Origin of the sequence: Halobacillus sp. A1-3 (genome assembly GCF_050971765.1) — a bacterium.
GTDB classification, from domain to species: domain Bacteria; phylum Bacillota; class Bacilli; order Bacillales; family Halobacillaceae; genus Halobacillus; species Halobacillus mangrovi_B.
The window spans coordinates 403,735-418,237 of the sequence record NZ_JBPCEO010000002.1 but is presented as its reverse complement, the minus strand read 5'-3'; the positions used below and the strand labels follow the sequence as shown (position 1 = coordinate 418,237).

At 39.9% G+C, this 14,503-nt stretch carries 15 protein-coding genes; 9 read left to right on the top strand and 6 right to left on the bottom strand.

The window, feature by feature from the left end:
• Positions 1–3: 3 nt before the first annotated feature.
• The 3 genes from ACRYKC_RS04930 (at position 4) to spxA (ending at position 2,629) form a co-directional block, all read left to right on the top strand.
• Entirely contained in the window at positions 4–1,215 is a 1,212-nt protein-coding gene (locus tag ACRYKC_RS04930) for a putative glycoside hydrolase (protein ID WP_433805580.1), read from the top strand.
• Positions 1,216–1,360: 145 nt separating this feature from the next.
• A complete protein-coding gene (locus ACRYKC_RS04925; protein WP_433805578.1) occupies positions 1,361–1,954 on the top strand; it encodes a GNAT family N-acetyltransferase in 594 nt (197 codons plus the stop codon).
• Between the two features lie 279 nt (positions 1,955–2,233).
• The gene (gene spxA, locus ACRYKC_RS04920; protein ID WP_035546175.1) at positions 2,234–2,629 is read left to right on the top strand and encodes a transcriptional regulator SpxA; all 396 of its coding nucleotides are present in this window, start codon (positions 2,234–2,236) and stop codon (positions 2,627–2,629) included.
• Between the two features lie 46 nt (positions 2,630–2,675).
• Here the strand turns inward: spxA and ACRYKC_RS04915 are convergent, their stop codons facing one another.
• The gene (locus tag ACRYKC_RS04915) at positions 2,676–3,344 is read right to left on the bottom strand and encodes a TerC family protein (RefSeq protein ID WP_433805577.1); all 669 of its coding nucleotides are present in this window, start codon (positions 3,342–3,344) and stop codon (positions 2,676–2,678) included.
• Positions 3,345–3,644: 300 nt separating this feature from the next.
• Here ACRYKC_RS04915 and mecA point away from each other — a divergent pair, with 300 nt between their 5' ends.
• The 3 genes from mecA to pepF all read left to right on the top strand — a co-directional run bounded on the left by mecA (position 3,645) and on the right by pepF (position 7,457).
• Entirely contained in the window at positions 3,645–4,346 is a 702-nt protein-coding gene (mecA, locus tag ACRYKC_RS04910; RefSeq protein WP_433805576.1) for an adaptor protein MecA, read from the top strand.
• Positions 4,347–4,408: 62 nt separating this feature from the next.
• Positions 4,409–5,605 carry a competence protein CoiA gene (locus ACRYKC_RS04905; protein WP_433805575.1) on the top strand — a complete coding sequence of 399 codons (1,197 nt, stop codon included), beginning with the start codon at positions 4,409–4,411 and terminating at the stop codon, positions 5,603–5,605.
• A gap of 46 nt (positions 5,606–5,651) precedes the next feature.
• Positions 5,652–7,457, top strand: coding sequence for an oligoendopeptidase F (pepF, locus tag ACRYKC_RS04900; RefSeq protein ID WP_433805574.1), 1,806 nt, complete (start codon positions 5,652–5,654; stop codon positions 7,455–7,457).
• Between the two features lie 329 nt (positions 7,458–7,786).
• On the opposite strand, the gene ACRYKC_RS04895 is transcribed toward pepF, so the two are convergent.
• The 3 genes from ACRYKC_RS04895 to ACRYKC_RS04885 are packed head-to-tail and all read right to left on the bottom strand — an operon-like array spanning position 7,787 to position 9,705.
• The gene (locus tag ACRYKC_RS04895; RefSeq protein WP_433805573.1) at positions 7,787–8,671 is read right to left on the bottom strand and encodes a ClpXP adapter SpxH family protein; all 885 of its coding nucleotides are present in this window, start codon (positions 8,669–8,671) and stop codon (positions 7,787–7,789) included.
• Entirely contained in the window at positions 8,668–9,069 is a 402-nt protein-coding gene (locus tag ACRYKC_RS04890; protein ID WP_433805572.1) for a globin domain-containing protein, read from the bottom strand. Before ACRYKC_RS04890 ends, ACRYKC_RS04895 begins: the two co-directional genes overlap by 4 nt.
• A gap of 54 nt (positions 9,070–9,123) precedes the next feature.
• Entirely contained in the window at positions 9,124–9,705 is a 582-nt protein-coding gene (locus ACRYKC_RS04885; protein WP_433805571.1) for a CYTH domain-containing protein, read from the bottom strand.
• Positions 9,706–9,817: 112 nt separating this feature from the next.
• On the opposite strand from ACRYKC_RS04885, the gene yjbM reads away from it, so the two are divergent.
• The 3 genes from yjbM to ACRYKC_RS04870 are packed head-to-tail and all read left to right on the top strand — an operon-like array spanning position 9,818 to position 12,167.
• Entirely contained in the window at positions 9,818–10,456 is a 639-nt protein-coding gene (gene yjbM / locus ACRYKC_RS04880; RefSeq protein ID WP_085030475.1) for a GTP diphosphokinase, read from the top strand.
• Positions 10,457–10,473: 17 nt separating this feature from the next.
• Positions 10,474–11,280, top strand: coding sequence for an NAD kinase (locus ACRYKC_RS04875; protein WP_085030474.1), 807 nt, complete (start codon positions 10,474–10,476; stop codon positions 11,278–11,280).
• Complete coding sequence (locus tag ACRYKC_RS04870) at positions 11,277–12,167, top strand: RluA family pseudouridine synthase (RefSeq protein WP_433805570.1); 891 nt, start codon at positions 11,277–11,279, stop codon at positions 12,165–12,167. The genes ACRYKC_RS04875 and ACRYKC_RS04870 overlap by 4 nt, the downstream gene beginning before the upstream one ends.
• Before the next feature lie 314 nt (positions 12,168–12,481).
• On the opposite strand, the gene prpE is transcribed toward ACRYKC_RS04870, so the two are convergent.
• Positions 12,482–13,216 (bottom strand): bis(5'-nucleosyl)-tetraphosphatase PrpE, encoded by a 735-nt coding sequence (gene prpE / locus ACRYKC_RS04865; RefSeq protein ID WP_433805569.1) that lies wholly within the window; start codon positions 13,214–13,216, stop codon positions 12,482–12,484.
• Positions 13,217–13,280: 64 nt separating this feature from the next.
• On the bottom strand, positions 13,281–14,453 hold the full coding sequence (locus ACRYKC_RS04860) for an FtsW/RodA/SpoVE family cell cycle protein (protein ID WP_433805568.1): 1,173 nt from the start codon (positions 14,451–14,453) through the stop codon (positions 13,281–13,283).
• Between the last annotated feature and the right edge of the window lie 50 nt (positions 14,454–14,503).

Genomic DNA, 14,503 nt, shown 5'->3' with positions numbered 1-14,503 from the left:
TAAATGGGGAAAAGACAACTCTGTGTTCTGATCTTCTCTAGCATTCTCCTTTTTGCCTTATCCATGGGAACGGTGAGCGCAGAAGAAGGAGAAAGTGCAAAAGAAATTCAATTGTTGACGAAGAAGCCAATGGAATTAAAGGCGCTGAAGGTCCCAGATCCGGCTGTGAGATTTGTTTATGATTCAGGTCTCAATTTTGAATATCCCGACGCTGTTAGAGGCATATATGTGACAGGTCCATCAGCCGGCGGTGCAAAAATGAGTGAGCTGACAGAACTAGTCGACTCTACTGATTTAAATGCTATGGTTATTGATATTAAGGAGGACCATGGAAACCTGACCTTCGAACCAGAAAACGATAAATATGCGCATATTGCCGAATCGTACATAGATGATCCAAGAGAGATGTTGAAAGAACTAGAGAAAAAGGGGATTTATCCTATAGCGCGTGTAGTTGTGTTTAAAGATTCTCTACTTGCCAAGGAACGCCCTGATTTGTCCTATACCCAAAATGGAAAAGTTTGGGTCAATGGACGAGGAGAAGCTTTCGTGAATCCTTTCATGAAGGAAGTGTGGGATTACAATCTCGAGATTGCTAAAATGGCTGCAGAAATGGGCTTTCAGGAGATCCAGTTCGATTATGTAAGGTTCCCAGAAGGGTTTGGGAATCGTGATGATATCCTGGAATACAGTCAAGGAGATTATGCAAACCTTGAAATGGAAGAAGTTCAAAAGCGTGTTAAAGCAGTCACAGATTTTGTAGCTTATGCGAGAGAAGGCCTAAGCAATTATGATGTGGATGTATCTGTAGATATATTTGGATACTCCGCGACAATCCCTGAAGCTCCAAACATCGGTCAGAATTTCACTAAGATCTCCAGCAATGTCGACGTAATATCTTCAATGATTTACCCAAGTCATTGGGGCCCTTACTTCGGTATTTCAAAGCCTGATGCAGAACCTTACCGTTTAGTTAGTGAATATGCAAAAGTCGAAAACGAGGTTTTAGGTAAACTGGAGGAGAAGCCGACTTCTAGACCATGGATTCAGGACTTTGAGGCTCCATGGTTGTACTCAGGACCTACGAAGCAGTACGGCAAAGCTGAAGTGGAAACTCAAATTAAAGCTCTAAAAGAAAATGGAATCAATGAGTACTTGATTTGGAATGCCGGAAATAACTATTCACCGAACGTCGATTATACACCGACGAATTAAAATAACAGGAGTGGCGTGAATAGCCACTCTTTGTTTATTTTCACCCTAAGTAGGGAACTGTACCTAATGGGAACTTTCGGACAATTTAACAACTCACGAAAAGTCAGGTATAATTGAAAATGACTAATGATAAGGGAGTAGATCAATGAACTGGTATGAAAAGCTGAACGAATATTTTCCGGTAGAGGAAATGAAATCGAAGGAGCATATGGAAGCGTTACTAAAAGAGAAAAGTGACATTTATTACAAAGATGAAGACGAAAATCATGTTCTAATGTATGCAGAATTTGACACGTTTATTTTTATCGATTATGTATACGTTTCCACTAATGCTCGTGGTCAAGGACTTGGCCACAAACTCATCGAGAAAATGAAAGCAAAAGGGAAGCCGATCATCCTTGAAGTTGAGCCTGTCGATTATGATGAAACGGATACTGAAAAGCGTCTCCGTTTTTACCAGCGTGAAGGCTTTAAACATGCACAATCGATCGGTTATACTAGACGCTCGTTAGCGACAAATGAAGTTAATAAAATGGAAATCCTTTATTGGTCTCCAGAAGATGCTTCTGAAGAAGAGATTTATGAAAAAATGAAACAGATGTACACCCAAGTTCATACGTACAAAGATGAAGAATTTTATGGGAAGTCGTATCAACCTGTCGATGAAGTACTTTCTATTGATGATGAGCGAGATTCTGAAAACATTCTTAATGAATTGGATGGAACGAAAAATGCATAAGTAATACCCACCTGTTTACGGGTGGGTATTTTCAATGGACACATTTAGTTGAAAATGAATGGCTTAATAAAAAACATAAAAAACAGGTTTAAACAAGTTTAATTTGTGGAATAGTGTACTGCATTGGGTTAAAAAATGAATTATATCACCTTTTTATAAGGGAATATAGATATTACTTGACAAGTGTGATATAGTAGAATCAAGGTTTAAATTATATTGATTTTAAAGTAATAAGGAATCAACATTTTACCATAATATATTGAGGAGTGAAGTTTCTGTATGGTAACACTTTATACCTCACCTAGTTGTACATCATGTCGTAAAGCGAAAGCGTGGCTCGAAGAGCACGATATCGCATACACAGAGAGAAATATTTTCTCTGAGCCGTTAACTTTAGACGAAATCAAAGAAATATTGCGAATGACTGAAGATGGAACAGAAGAAATTATTTCAACTCGTTCCAAAGTATTCCAAAAGTTAAAAGTTGATTTTGATCAACTTCCAATGCAGGAGCTTTTTGATCTAATACAAGAAAACCCTGGACTTTTGCGTCGCCCGATCATCATTGATGATAAACGATTGCAAGTTGGATACAACGAGGATGAAATCCGTCGCTTCTTGCCTAGAAGTGTACGAACGTTCCAACTGAAAGAAGCGCAACGCTTAGTCAATTAATACAAAAAAGCTGTGGCCAATCCGGTCACAGCTTTTTTTAGGTTAGTCAAGCTGCTGCGTCTTCTCTTTTCTTATTAACAAAATAACCGGTACTTATCGTCGCAACAACACCGAGAATTGGAAGCCAATCCTTAACCAATGGATATTCATAAAGGACATGAAGAACATAGCTGTCTTCTAGCACCATTTCAGCTGCAGTATATGCTAAAATCCCTGCTCCGAAATAAATGAGCAATGGAAAACGGTCCATCAGCATTAGGATAAAACGGCTTCCCCAGACAATAATAGGAACAGACACCAACAATCCCATAATGACTAAAGCAATGTTGTTATGTGAAGCACCAGCGATAGCAAGTACATTATCAAAACCCATGACGATATCTGCAAAAACGATGGTTTTGACTGCTGCCATGAGACTGTCGCCTGCGCTGATCTGTTGGTTGTCATCCTCATCCGTCAGCAGCTTCAAAGCTATGTAAAAAAGAAGCAATCCTCCAATTAATTGAAGAAAGGGAATTTGGAGAAGATAAAGAGCGACGGTGGTTAACAAAACTCTTGCTGCAATAGCTAAACCTGTTCCTAAAAAAATGGCCTTGTTTCTTTGCTCAGGCGGAAGGTTACGACTGGCTAATGCAATAACAACGGCATTATCTCCGCCTAAGATGATATCGATACTAATGATGATGAGTATGGGCTCGAGCATGTCCAAATTCATTAAGAAATCCTCCTACTATGTAGTGACAAACATTGAAGAATAGGCTAAAATAGGAACCCAACCTATAAAAAAGATATGCCGTAATAAACGAAAGCATTCCCGAGAATAGGGTCATATGCTGAATTAAAGCAATTTGTTTTCCATTTGGCTTTCACTGTCATACAATAGAAGTACATCAACCCTAAACAAAACATCAAGATGGTTGAAGCTTTGACCTAACGGGTAAGGTTCTTATAAGCGAACTTAAAAGGGTGAGTGTTCCCTTCCCCCTTAAAACATGTTATGAAGGGAGAGAGACGTATGGAAATAGAACGTATCAATGAAAACACAGTTAAGTTTTATGTGTCCTATCAGGACGTAGAACAACGCGGTTTTGACAGAGAAGAAATCTGGTATAACCGTGAACGAAGTGAGCAGCTTTTCTGGGAAATGATGGATGAAGTCAATGACCAGGAAAATTTCCAGGCCGATGGTCCTCTTTGGATCCAAGTTCAGGCTATGGACAAAGGCTTAGAAGTCATCGTAACGAAGGCTCAAGTTTCCCAAGACGGTCAAAAGCTGGAACTACCTAATGATGATGGTAAAGCGATTGATGTACCGGTCGATGAAAAACTGGAATCTTTGCTTGATGATAAATTTAATCAGTCTCAAACGGATGATAACGACCAAGATGACGAAGAGGAATCGGATGATTATTCTGAAGAACCGCTTACCTTTACACTCAAGTTCAATGAGTTTGAAGATGTCATTCAATTGAGTCACTATTTGTCTCTGGATGAATCCCTTGATTTGCGTTTATTCCATTTTGAAGATAAGTACTATTTATATATTCAGTTCACTGATGAAAATATGAGTGATGACGAACAAGAAAATATTTTAAGTCAGCTGATGGAATTTGGAATTGAGTCCTCCATCACCGTTCATCGACTTGAAGAATATGGAAAAGTTATTTTCTCTGAAAATGCTTTACAATCGGTGAAAGAATATTTTCCAGTTGATTAATCATTCTACAAGCACACCTCCTGTGTGCTTATTTTTTTGTTTTAGGAGGAAAATAATGGATTGTGTCGAATAGTGTAGGAGTAGGAGGTGGTGGATTGTATTACGCCGTCAATCATCATGGGGAGTTAAAGTCTTTGTATCAACTGACAATGGATGAACTCCGCCAAATCAAATCCGAAACATTTCACTGTCCGAATTGTCACGAAAGGTTACTAGTTAGGGCAGGACCTAAGGTGACTCCTCATTTTGCTCATTTCCCAAAGAGTAACTGTGTCCTACATAAAGGAGAATCAGTGATTCATGAGACAGGAAAATGGGACCTATTTCACTGGATGAAGAGGCAAGGTTACAACGTAGAATTAGAAACATATTTAAAAGAAATTCAGCAGCGCCCGGATATTCTCATCACTTATAGAGAGAAAAGAATTGCATTTGAGTATCAGTGCTCTACTATTTCTATAAAAGAGATAACCAAGCGTAACCAAGCATATCTTAGAGAAGGAATTTTTCCTTTATGGATTTTGGGTATCAAACAATTGAAACAGCATAGTCATCGCGGGTTTCTTTTGAATGACTTTCTACGGTCTTTCCTTTATTATTTCAACGATCAATTTCACTTATATTTTTATGATCCTGATCAAAAACAAATGATCGTGCTTTCAAATCTTCACTACACAGGAAAACCATACGTTTATGGAGTAGTAAACGGTTACCCGCTCCCATCCTTTAAATTTCCTCAATTATTTACCGCCAAAAAATCTTCTTTAAAGTATCCTCTGACCCATTCATGGGAAAAGCTATTATATAATCATCGAACCCGGTACAAGGCAAAAGTTAGTTCTCTTGAATATCAATTTAGACAATATGTCTATTTAAATGGTCATCATTTTTCACTTATTCCATCAGTCTGTTATTTACCTGTTGCTGGTCAGCTTTCTCTAAAAATGAAGCCCTATATTTGGCAGACACGACTGCTTATGGACCACTTTATGAAAAAGTCCGTAGGTGAAATCGGTCAGTTTCCGTCCATATTTACTCCACCGACGATTAACCAGTATCAAGTAGATGTAGCCATGCAATACGTAAATTTATTAGAAGGATTAGAAGTGCTTAAAAAGATTAATTCTAACCAATGGGTAAAGAAAAAAGAGATAACTTTTCATCAAAATATGAAGAATGCCCTCGAAGATGACAAGAATATGATAAATCAGTTAAAAAATTTACAAAGAATTCATAATTTAGAAGGGTTTGTTCCCTAAGTCGAGAACTTTCTTTAGGGGGACGAATAATTAAAGGAGGATGTTTATGGCTTCTACTAAAGAATTACCAAAAAGAGATGAAGTACCAGTTGAAAAAACGTGGAATCTTGAAGAAATATTTGCTACTGATGAAGAATGGTATAAAGAACTTGAGAATATTAAACAGCTTTTGCCGGAGCTTGAACAATATCGCGGGACGCTTGACCAGTCAGGTGAAAATCTTTACAACCTGCTAGCCTTTCAAGATAAGCTTTCTAATAAAATCGGTTTGCTTTATACCTATGCTCATATGAGAAACGACCAGGATACAACAAACTCCCATTATCAGGAGATGAATGCGAAGGCAGAAAGTCTATACACGAAAATCGCTTCATCGATGAGCTTTATTGTACCTGAGATCCTGAGTCTTCCTGAAGAAGAAATTAAGCAATTCATAAGGGACTATGAGCCTCTTAACGAATATTCTCATACACTGGATGAAATCAGCCGCCAGCGCCCTCACGTTCTTAGTGAAAAAGAAGAAAAGCTTCTCGCGGGCTTTTCTGAAATTGGCTCGAATCCATCACAAACTTTCGGCGCTCTGAATAATGCGGATCTTACATTCCCTGCTATTAAAAATGAAGAAGGGGAAGAAGTAGATCTGACTCACGGTAGGTACGTAGGGTTTCTGAAATCCTCTGATCGAGAAGTAAGAAAAGCTGCATTTGACGCCATGTATGATACTTTCGGGTCTTTTAAAAATACATTTGCTTCAACTTTAAGCGGTCATGTTAAAAAGAATAATTTTAATGCTACTGTTAGAAATTACGATCGAGCACGTCAAGCCAAGCTTAACAACAACAATATCCCGGAAACCGTCTACGATAATTTGATTGAAGCAGTTAATGAACGTCTTCCATTGCTGCACCGCTATATAGAGCTTCGTAAAGAGACGCTTGGTTTAGACGAGGTTCATATGTATGACATTTACACACCTCTTGTAAAAGACGCTGAGATGGAAATTTCCTACGAAGAAGCAAAAAAACAGGTGTTGAAAGGATTGGAACCTTTAGGAGAAGAGTACGTCAATATCGTGAAAGAAGGCTTTGAAAATCGATGGATCGACGTTGAGGAGAATAAAGGAAAGCGAAGCGGAGCTTACTCTTCAGGTCACTATGGAACAAATCCATATATCCTGATGAACTGGCAGGATAACGTAAATAATTTATTTACACTTGCTCACGAACTTGGCCACTCCTTGCATAGCTATTACACACATAAAAATCAACCCTACCGATACGGAAACTACTCGATCTTCGTAGCCGAAGTGGCTTCCACATGTAATGAAGCACTGCTCAATGATTACATGCTGAAAAATACCAAGAGTGAAAAAGAAAAGCTGTATTTGTTGAACAACTTCCTGGAAGGCTTTAGAGGAACAGTTTTCCGCCAGACAATGTTTGCGGAATTTGAACATGAAATTCACATCCAGGCTCAAAATGGAGAAGCATTGACCGCGGATAAACTGACTGAAATATACTATGACTTGAACAAGAAGTATTTTGGTGACAATATCGTTGTCGATGATAAGATTGGGCTGGAATGGGCGCGAATTCCACACTTCTACATGGGGTATTATGTTTATCAATACTCTACTGGATATGCGGCAGCAACAGCTCTTGCTGATCAGATTCTTTCTGAAGGTGAGGCAGCTGTCGATCGCTACAAGAGTTTCCTTAAAGCAGGAAGCAGTGATTATCCGATAGAAGTTCTGAAGCGTGCAGGAGTCGATATGACTTCGAAAGATCCAATTCTTTCAGCTCTCGATGTGTTTGAAGAAAAACTTAATGAAATGGAAGCGCTCCTGAAATAATTAGAAACCCACGTGATCCTTTATCACGTGGGTTCGTTATTTATGAAATCCTCGAAAAGTCTTTCGGTGGGAAAAGGAGGCGATGGTCAAGTAAATAGCGATGAAGAGGAGTGGAGAGGTAACATATAATGGATATAGACGCATCAAGGCAAATAAATGAAAAAAAGAAAGCACGATAAGAGTCAGGATAGATAGCAACAAGATTAGACGCTTCATGTGGACATTCCCCCTTTATAAATGAGTATGTTGAAGGTGAGGAGCTGATACATGGGAAATAGCCATTAATGAAACAACAAAAAAGTAAGCCCCCAATAATGGAGGCTTATCTGTCAGCCGAGATATTCCCAAAAAGCTCCGTGCTTCACTGGAATCTCTCTTACTTTTTGTTTTAGGACGAGCTTTTTCATCTCTTTTTTCGCTTGCTGTTCGCTCCAGTCATAGACCACCGCGATTTCCTTATTAGCCACAAAGCGAAAATGCTGAAGAAAATCCTCAAGTTCTGGTTTAATCGCCGGTTTGGGATCTTTCTGAAGCATTTCCTTCAACACTTTCACATATACGTCGTAAGAGTAAAGCCCAGTGATTTTTAGACCAGCATCTTCCTCTGATTCATTGAAAAGCACTATGGTGGGAGTAGAGTCGACTTCCATTTCTTTTGTCAACTTCAAATCACACTGTAAGGCTTTTTTAGCTGCCTCTGAATGGAGATCCTTTTTGAATTCCTCTACATCTAACCGACTCTTACTTGCACATTCGATCAATACTTCTTCATCTGAAATGTTTTGTTTTTCGAGAAAAACGTATTCTTGAACCTTACGTAAAAATCTCATGCCAGCCTTCTTCCCCTGTAACTCTGCCGCTTTCACAGCTAGAGCTGTTGAAAAAGGGGAGGATACTGGGTTTTCCAGCCAAACGTCTCCATCACAGCACATCCCTGTCTGGCACCCAGTTTTATCCCAAGCCTGCTTTAAATTCTCAGGTTTTACTTTCTTATTTTGATTCCAGGAAGCTAATTGACCACCGATAATCGGGCGGAGAGTAAAAAAGCGTCCATATTCGATGGTGAGTTTTTTTAGAAATGGTTCGAGTGACCAACATTCAGGACAGAGCGGATCGATGAAGACATAAATTTCAACCGGGCGTTTCAAAAGATTAAAAAAGCCGCTTGCTGTTCCTTGTGTGTCTTTATGGCTGCTCAGGCTCTTCCAACTCACATCGATTCTCCTTTCTCGTCCTCTGGTGTATTCATCATGTGGTTGGCCGTCATCGTTAATCGTTCAAACATGGCTGAACGGAACGGCTCTTCAATCTGTACTTCATTCATTGCTCCTGACATGCAAGATAGCCATGCATCACGTCTTGTAGGTGTGATTTTAAATGGCAAATGTCTTGCGCGCAGCATCGGATGCCCGTGCTCTTCTATATAAAGAGGAGGCCCTCCAAAAAATTGTGTGAGAAATTGTTTTTGTTTGCGAATTGTCTCTGTTAAATCATCGGGAAAGATCGGAATTAGGTCCGGATGTTGACTTACACGTTTATAGAAAGCTTCTACAAGCTCATCGATTTTTTCTTTACCGAGTTCATCATATATTGATCCAGGTCGTTGTTGCATAAAATCCCTTCCTGTCTGTTTATCCATTTTAGCAATGGCTTATCATTACGGCAACTATTCTGATTTCAGCTTGGCTTTGTAAAAGCGTCTGATCTTATTATCTGTCTCTCGCTTAGGAATATCGCAAGCCGTCAAAATTTCTTCAAAAACTTCTTCACCTTGTTGTTTGGAAGGAGCTTCGATTTCAAGTTCAAAGTCTTCTTCGTCGTAATATAAACTATGGTCAAGTACTACTGTGGTTTCTTTGAATTCTAATTCTTTACGGCGAGTAGTCAAAGAGCCGAGGTAAGCGAGTTCGTCTACAGAAATATTAAGCTCATTGAACTGCTTTTTTGTATGTGGCTTTTCAACCATTTTGTTTTGTATCCACAAGTTTGCTTCTTCTTCCGTAAGGGAATCATGAGTTTCAAGAAGCCCCTCTTCGTGAGGCTGCTTCAACGTGAGCATCCATTGGTCATTTTTCTTTCGAATACGTAAAGCAGCACCCTGCTCGCGGAGCTTGAAATCATCTGATTCAAAATAATAATTGGTTTGTTCAATAAGTTCAACTGATTTGAATGGTAAATACTGATAGACTTGTTCGTATTCTTCCAAAGTTAATAAATTCTTGAATTCAATTTCGATTTCTTGGGACATGAGAGAACCTCCTTTGGTTATTTCAGATGTCTCTTATGTTTATGATACAATGAACCTAAGAGGAAACGCACATATTTACTATATAGATTGGATACATAAAGGTGGGCGCTACATGAATTGGGATATATTTATAGCTCCTTATGCGCAAGTCGTAGAAGAATTAAAAGTAAAATTGAAAGGGATGCGGCGCCAGTTCGAATATGAAATGGAACAGTCCCCTATTGAATTTGTGACGGGCCGTGTGAAGCCGAAATCAAGTATTATTGAAAAAGCACGCCGAAAAGCAATCAATCCTGAAAACATTGAAAAAGAGTTACAAGATATTGCAGGTGTGAGAGTCGTATGTCAGTTTGTTGATGACATTTATGCCGTCGTCGATATGCTGAAAAACCGCCACGATTTCGATATTGTGGAAGAAAAAGACTATATCACTCGTAAAAAAGACAGCGGTTACCGTTCTTACCACGTAATTATCAACTACCCAGTCGAAACTATTCATGGAGAGAAAATCGTTCTTGCGGAAATACAGATCAGAACGCTTGCCATGAATTTCTGGGCAACGAATGAGCATTCGTTAAATTACAAATATGCGGGCAAAATACCAACTGAGGTCAAATCAAGGTTAAAACGTGCAGCGGAGGCTGCTTTCCAATTGGATGAAGAAATGTCGAAAATTAAAAGTGAAATTCAAGAGGCTCAGAAGGTGTTCCTGCGTAAAGAAGATAAAAAGAAGGAGCCTAAAAAAGGATAGAGGAGTTGAAAGGCCTGATGAAGTTCTCGATCTTATCTAAAGGAGATCAAAAATCTAACGAAATCCGTACAAAAATCAAAAACTACCTGACAGAATTCAACCTAGAGTACAATGAAGATGAGCCTGATCTCGCTATCTCAGTGGGAGGAGACGGAACTCTGCTCGAGGCTTTTCATACGTATGTCCACAGGCTTGATGAAACGGCTTTTATCGGGATTCACACCGGCCATTTAGGTTTCTATGCAGACTGGATGCCGGATGAATTGGAGAAGCTGATCATAGAAATTGCCAAAACGCCTTTTCAGGTTGTGGAGTATCCACTTCTTGAAGTAACCATTCGTCCGAAAAGTGGAGGAGAAGAGGATCGGTATTTAGCTTTAAACGAATGTGCAATCAAAACGTCTGAAGGCTCTGTTGTGCTTGATATCGAAATTAAAGGAGATCATTTTGAAACGTTCCGAGGAGACGGACTTTGTATTTCTACTCCTTCTGGCAGTACAGCCTATAATAAAGCACTTGGAGGAGCGATTTTGCATCCATCCATTGAAGCAATTCAAATTGCAGAGATGGCGTCAATCAATAATCGCGTCTTCCGGACAATCGGTTCTCCACTGATTTTACCAAGCCATCATACATGTCTCTTGAAACCCTTGAATGAACGGAGTTTCCTCTTCACCATCGATCATATTACACGTACTTATAAAGACGTGAAGTCTATTCAGTGCAGGGTTGCTCGTGAAAAAGTAAGATTCGCTCGTTTTCGTCCGTTTCCTTTTTGGAAAAGGGTTCACGATTCATTCGTATCGGATGAGCATAACGGGTGAAGCCGTTAGTAAAAGCGTGGCATGTCCCTGAAGAGTGGGACGGCTGTTCTGTGAAAGCTTTTTTATTCGAATATGGACGGTTTTCAAGACAAATCTTCAAGCGAGTAAAGGAAGCAGGCAAGGTGCTAGTCAATGAAGGTTCCTCAGAGTTATGGAAGCCGCTTCGTACGGGTGATGTGGTAACCGTTTGTTTTCCTGAGGAGGAGCGAGGGGGGCGGATTTTCCCAGAAGAAGGTCCGCTTTCCATTGTGTATGAGGATGAAGATTTGCTTGTGCTTGATAAGCCCGCAGGAGTAGCTGTCATTCCTTCCATTGATCGAACCCAGACTTCGATAGCGAACCGGCTGCTTGGCTACTACGACAAGCAGGGGATTTCTTCGACGATCCATATTGTAACTAGGCTGGACAAGGACACCTCAGGACTCATGGTTGTTGCTAAACATGCTTACAGCCATATGCTGCTGACAAAGGAACAAAAACAGATTGACCGCAGATATAAAGCCATTGTTCACGGACTCGTCCTCCACGATAAAGGGCTGATTAATGAACCGATTGCTCGAATGGAAGGCTCTATCATTAGAAGAACGGTCTCCAAAGAAGGGAAACCTTCTCAAACCATTTATCATACAGAAGAAAGGTATAACCATTATTCTCTTGTTGAACTTGAGCTACTGACAGGGAGGACCCACCAAATCCGTGTTCATATGGCTCATCTAGGGAATCCGCTGGCAGGAGATTCACTGTATGGAGGTAAAGAAATGTCGTTTTTACAGGGGCAAGCGCTTCACTGTCATCAGGTGAAGTTTCTCCATCCTTGGACGAATGAGAAATTAAGGTTTATTTCAGAACTCCCTGAATCTTGGAGGAATTTTAAGAAAAGACCTTAATCTTAAGATTTAACTAAAAAAGGGGCGTCCAAATTAAATGGACGCCTCTTATATGTTTTAGAGAATAAATATTTTAACGTTTCCAACGATAATAAAAACGACATTTCCCTTTCAGATGTAAAAGACCCCTATTTATTAATGTTAGTTACCGATTATTGAGAAGAACAATTCGTTCAAGATGCAAAAATTATGAGAATAGATATATGGCTTTATATAACCATCGACATCTTAATCCTTTAAACAGGAAACAATAAAGTTAAACTCTGAACTCCACACAAGTCATTAAAAAAGATCAGGAAAATCCCTGATCCTTTTTAATATCTAAATTTCTCTTCCACCAGAGGCATGGATGATGGAACCTGAACAATTTCCTCTTCGGGCAGTCGAAAAGCCGTCAAATGACCTCCAAATACGCATCCTGTATCAATGTTAACCGTCTTATTGATGAAGCGGGGCTCTTTTGTTGGGGTATGTCCATATACAATCCAGCGGTTTCCTGTATAATGCTGGGCCCAGTCACGACGAACAGGTCGGCCGTCTGGCAGCTTCTCTCCCGTAATGTCTCCATATAAGACAAATGTTTTGATCCGTTTGTTTTTGTTTCCAATATCGTCTCCTTTTATACCGGCGTGGGCGACGACAGCATTGACCTCTGGGATAACATGGTAGAGAGGTGACTCTTCAACCAGGGTTAAAAATTGCTCTTTTACTTTCTCTTGTTCTTTTGGTGAGAGCTCCCTGTATTCAGCGGTGGTCGTTTCTAATCCGTGAGTCTCCTTAACAGGATTACCTTTGAAAAAGCGATACAGTTTATCGCAGTGATTACCTGGCACATATATGGCTGAATTTTTTTCAATAACGAGCCGGTACACGAGCTGGATACATGCGATGGAGGCAGGGCCACGGTCGGCTAAGTCACCGACAAAGACTGGGGTGCGTCCATCGGGATGAATGGGTAAGCCATTTTTCCAGTCGTATCCCATCTCCGTGAACAACGCTTCCAGCTCTGGAAGACAGCCATGGATATCGCCGATAATGTCAACTTTCATTCTGATTTCCTCCTATTAAAAAAGGTGGGAAGACTGTTTCAAGCTTCCCCACCTTTGGATTCCTTTATTCAAACATGTACGTTTTCGTTCGCGATTTAACATTCAGGACGATGCCGATCGCAAACATGTAAGCGAGTGTCGAACTTCCTCCATAACTTATAAAAGGAAGCGGCAGTCCAGTAATCGGAAGAAGCTGGATAGACATTCCGATGTTTTGGAAAAACTGAAACGCAATCATAGCGACTATACCGACGATCAAGTAACTTCCGAAAGCGTCATTGCTTTCGAAAGCGATCTGAATCATACGGTAGAGCAATAAGAAAAACAGAGTTACAACAATACTGGATCCAACGAACCCGAATTGTTCGGAAATTGCCGTAAAAATCATATCGGTATGGCGCTCAGGAACGGTTACTTCGAAGTTCCCTGGGCCTTTTCCAGTCAACTGACCAGAACCGATGGCTGTAATCGACTTAAGCAATTGCAGTCCTGCGCTTTGTTCATATTTTTCAGGCTGCAGCCATCCATAAAAACGGGAATCCACGTGAGCAAATACGGATTCCTCTAAGAATGTTGTCACCTGTGAAAAATTAAGGACAAACATTAAAGCTACAACACCTACCATAAGAAAAATGGAAGATACAATAGAAAGTAGAATCCTCCATTGAATACCTGAGACAAGAATCATGAAGGCAGTAATTGAGCCTAAAACTAAGAACGTTCCTAAGTCAGGCTGTACGGCGATTAATCCCATAGGGATAATCGCAAGCCCTAATAATTTAAGTAATAATAGAAGATCTGATTGGATCGTTCTAACTCTGTTCTTTTCATTATGTCTTACAATCACATGAGCTAATGCTATAACGAGAAAAACTTTCATGAATTCAGAAGGTTGAATAGTACCAATCCCCGGAAATTTGAACCAGCTGACGGCTCCGCCTGATTCATGGACAATGCCGGGAGGGATATTCAAGAAAATCATTAGTAGCATAAGGACACCAAACCCGTAAAGCCCCCAGACAATTTGGTTGAGGCGGTCATAATCAACAATCATGACGATCGCTGCACCTATTGAACCAAGTATGTACCAGACAATTTGCTTCATGTAAGCTCCCTGGTCGATGACACCTAAGTATGGATTTACAGTATATAAGGTATAGCAGCTGATAATTCCAAAAGCAATAACGACAAAAATAATAGTAAAATCTATCGGTGAGGATTGTTGATAATCATTCATGTTTGTTCCCTTTCTATCGAGCAATCTGTTAAACTTCGGGTATAATTGTA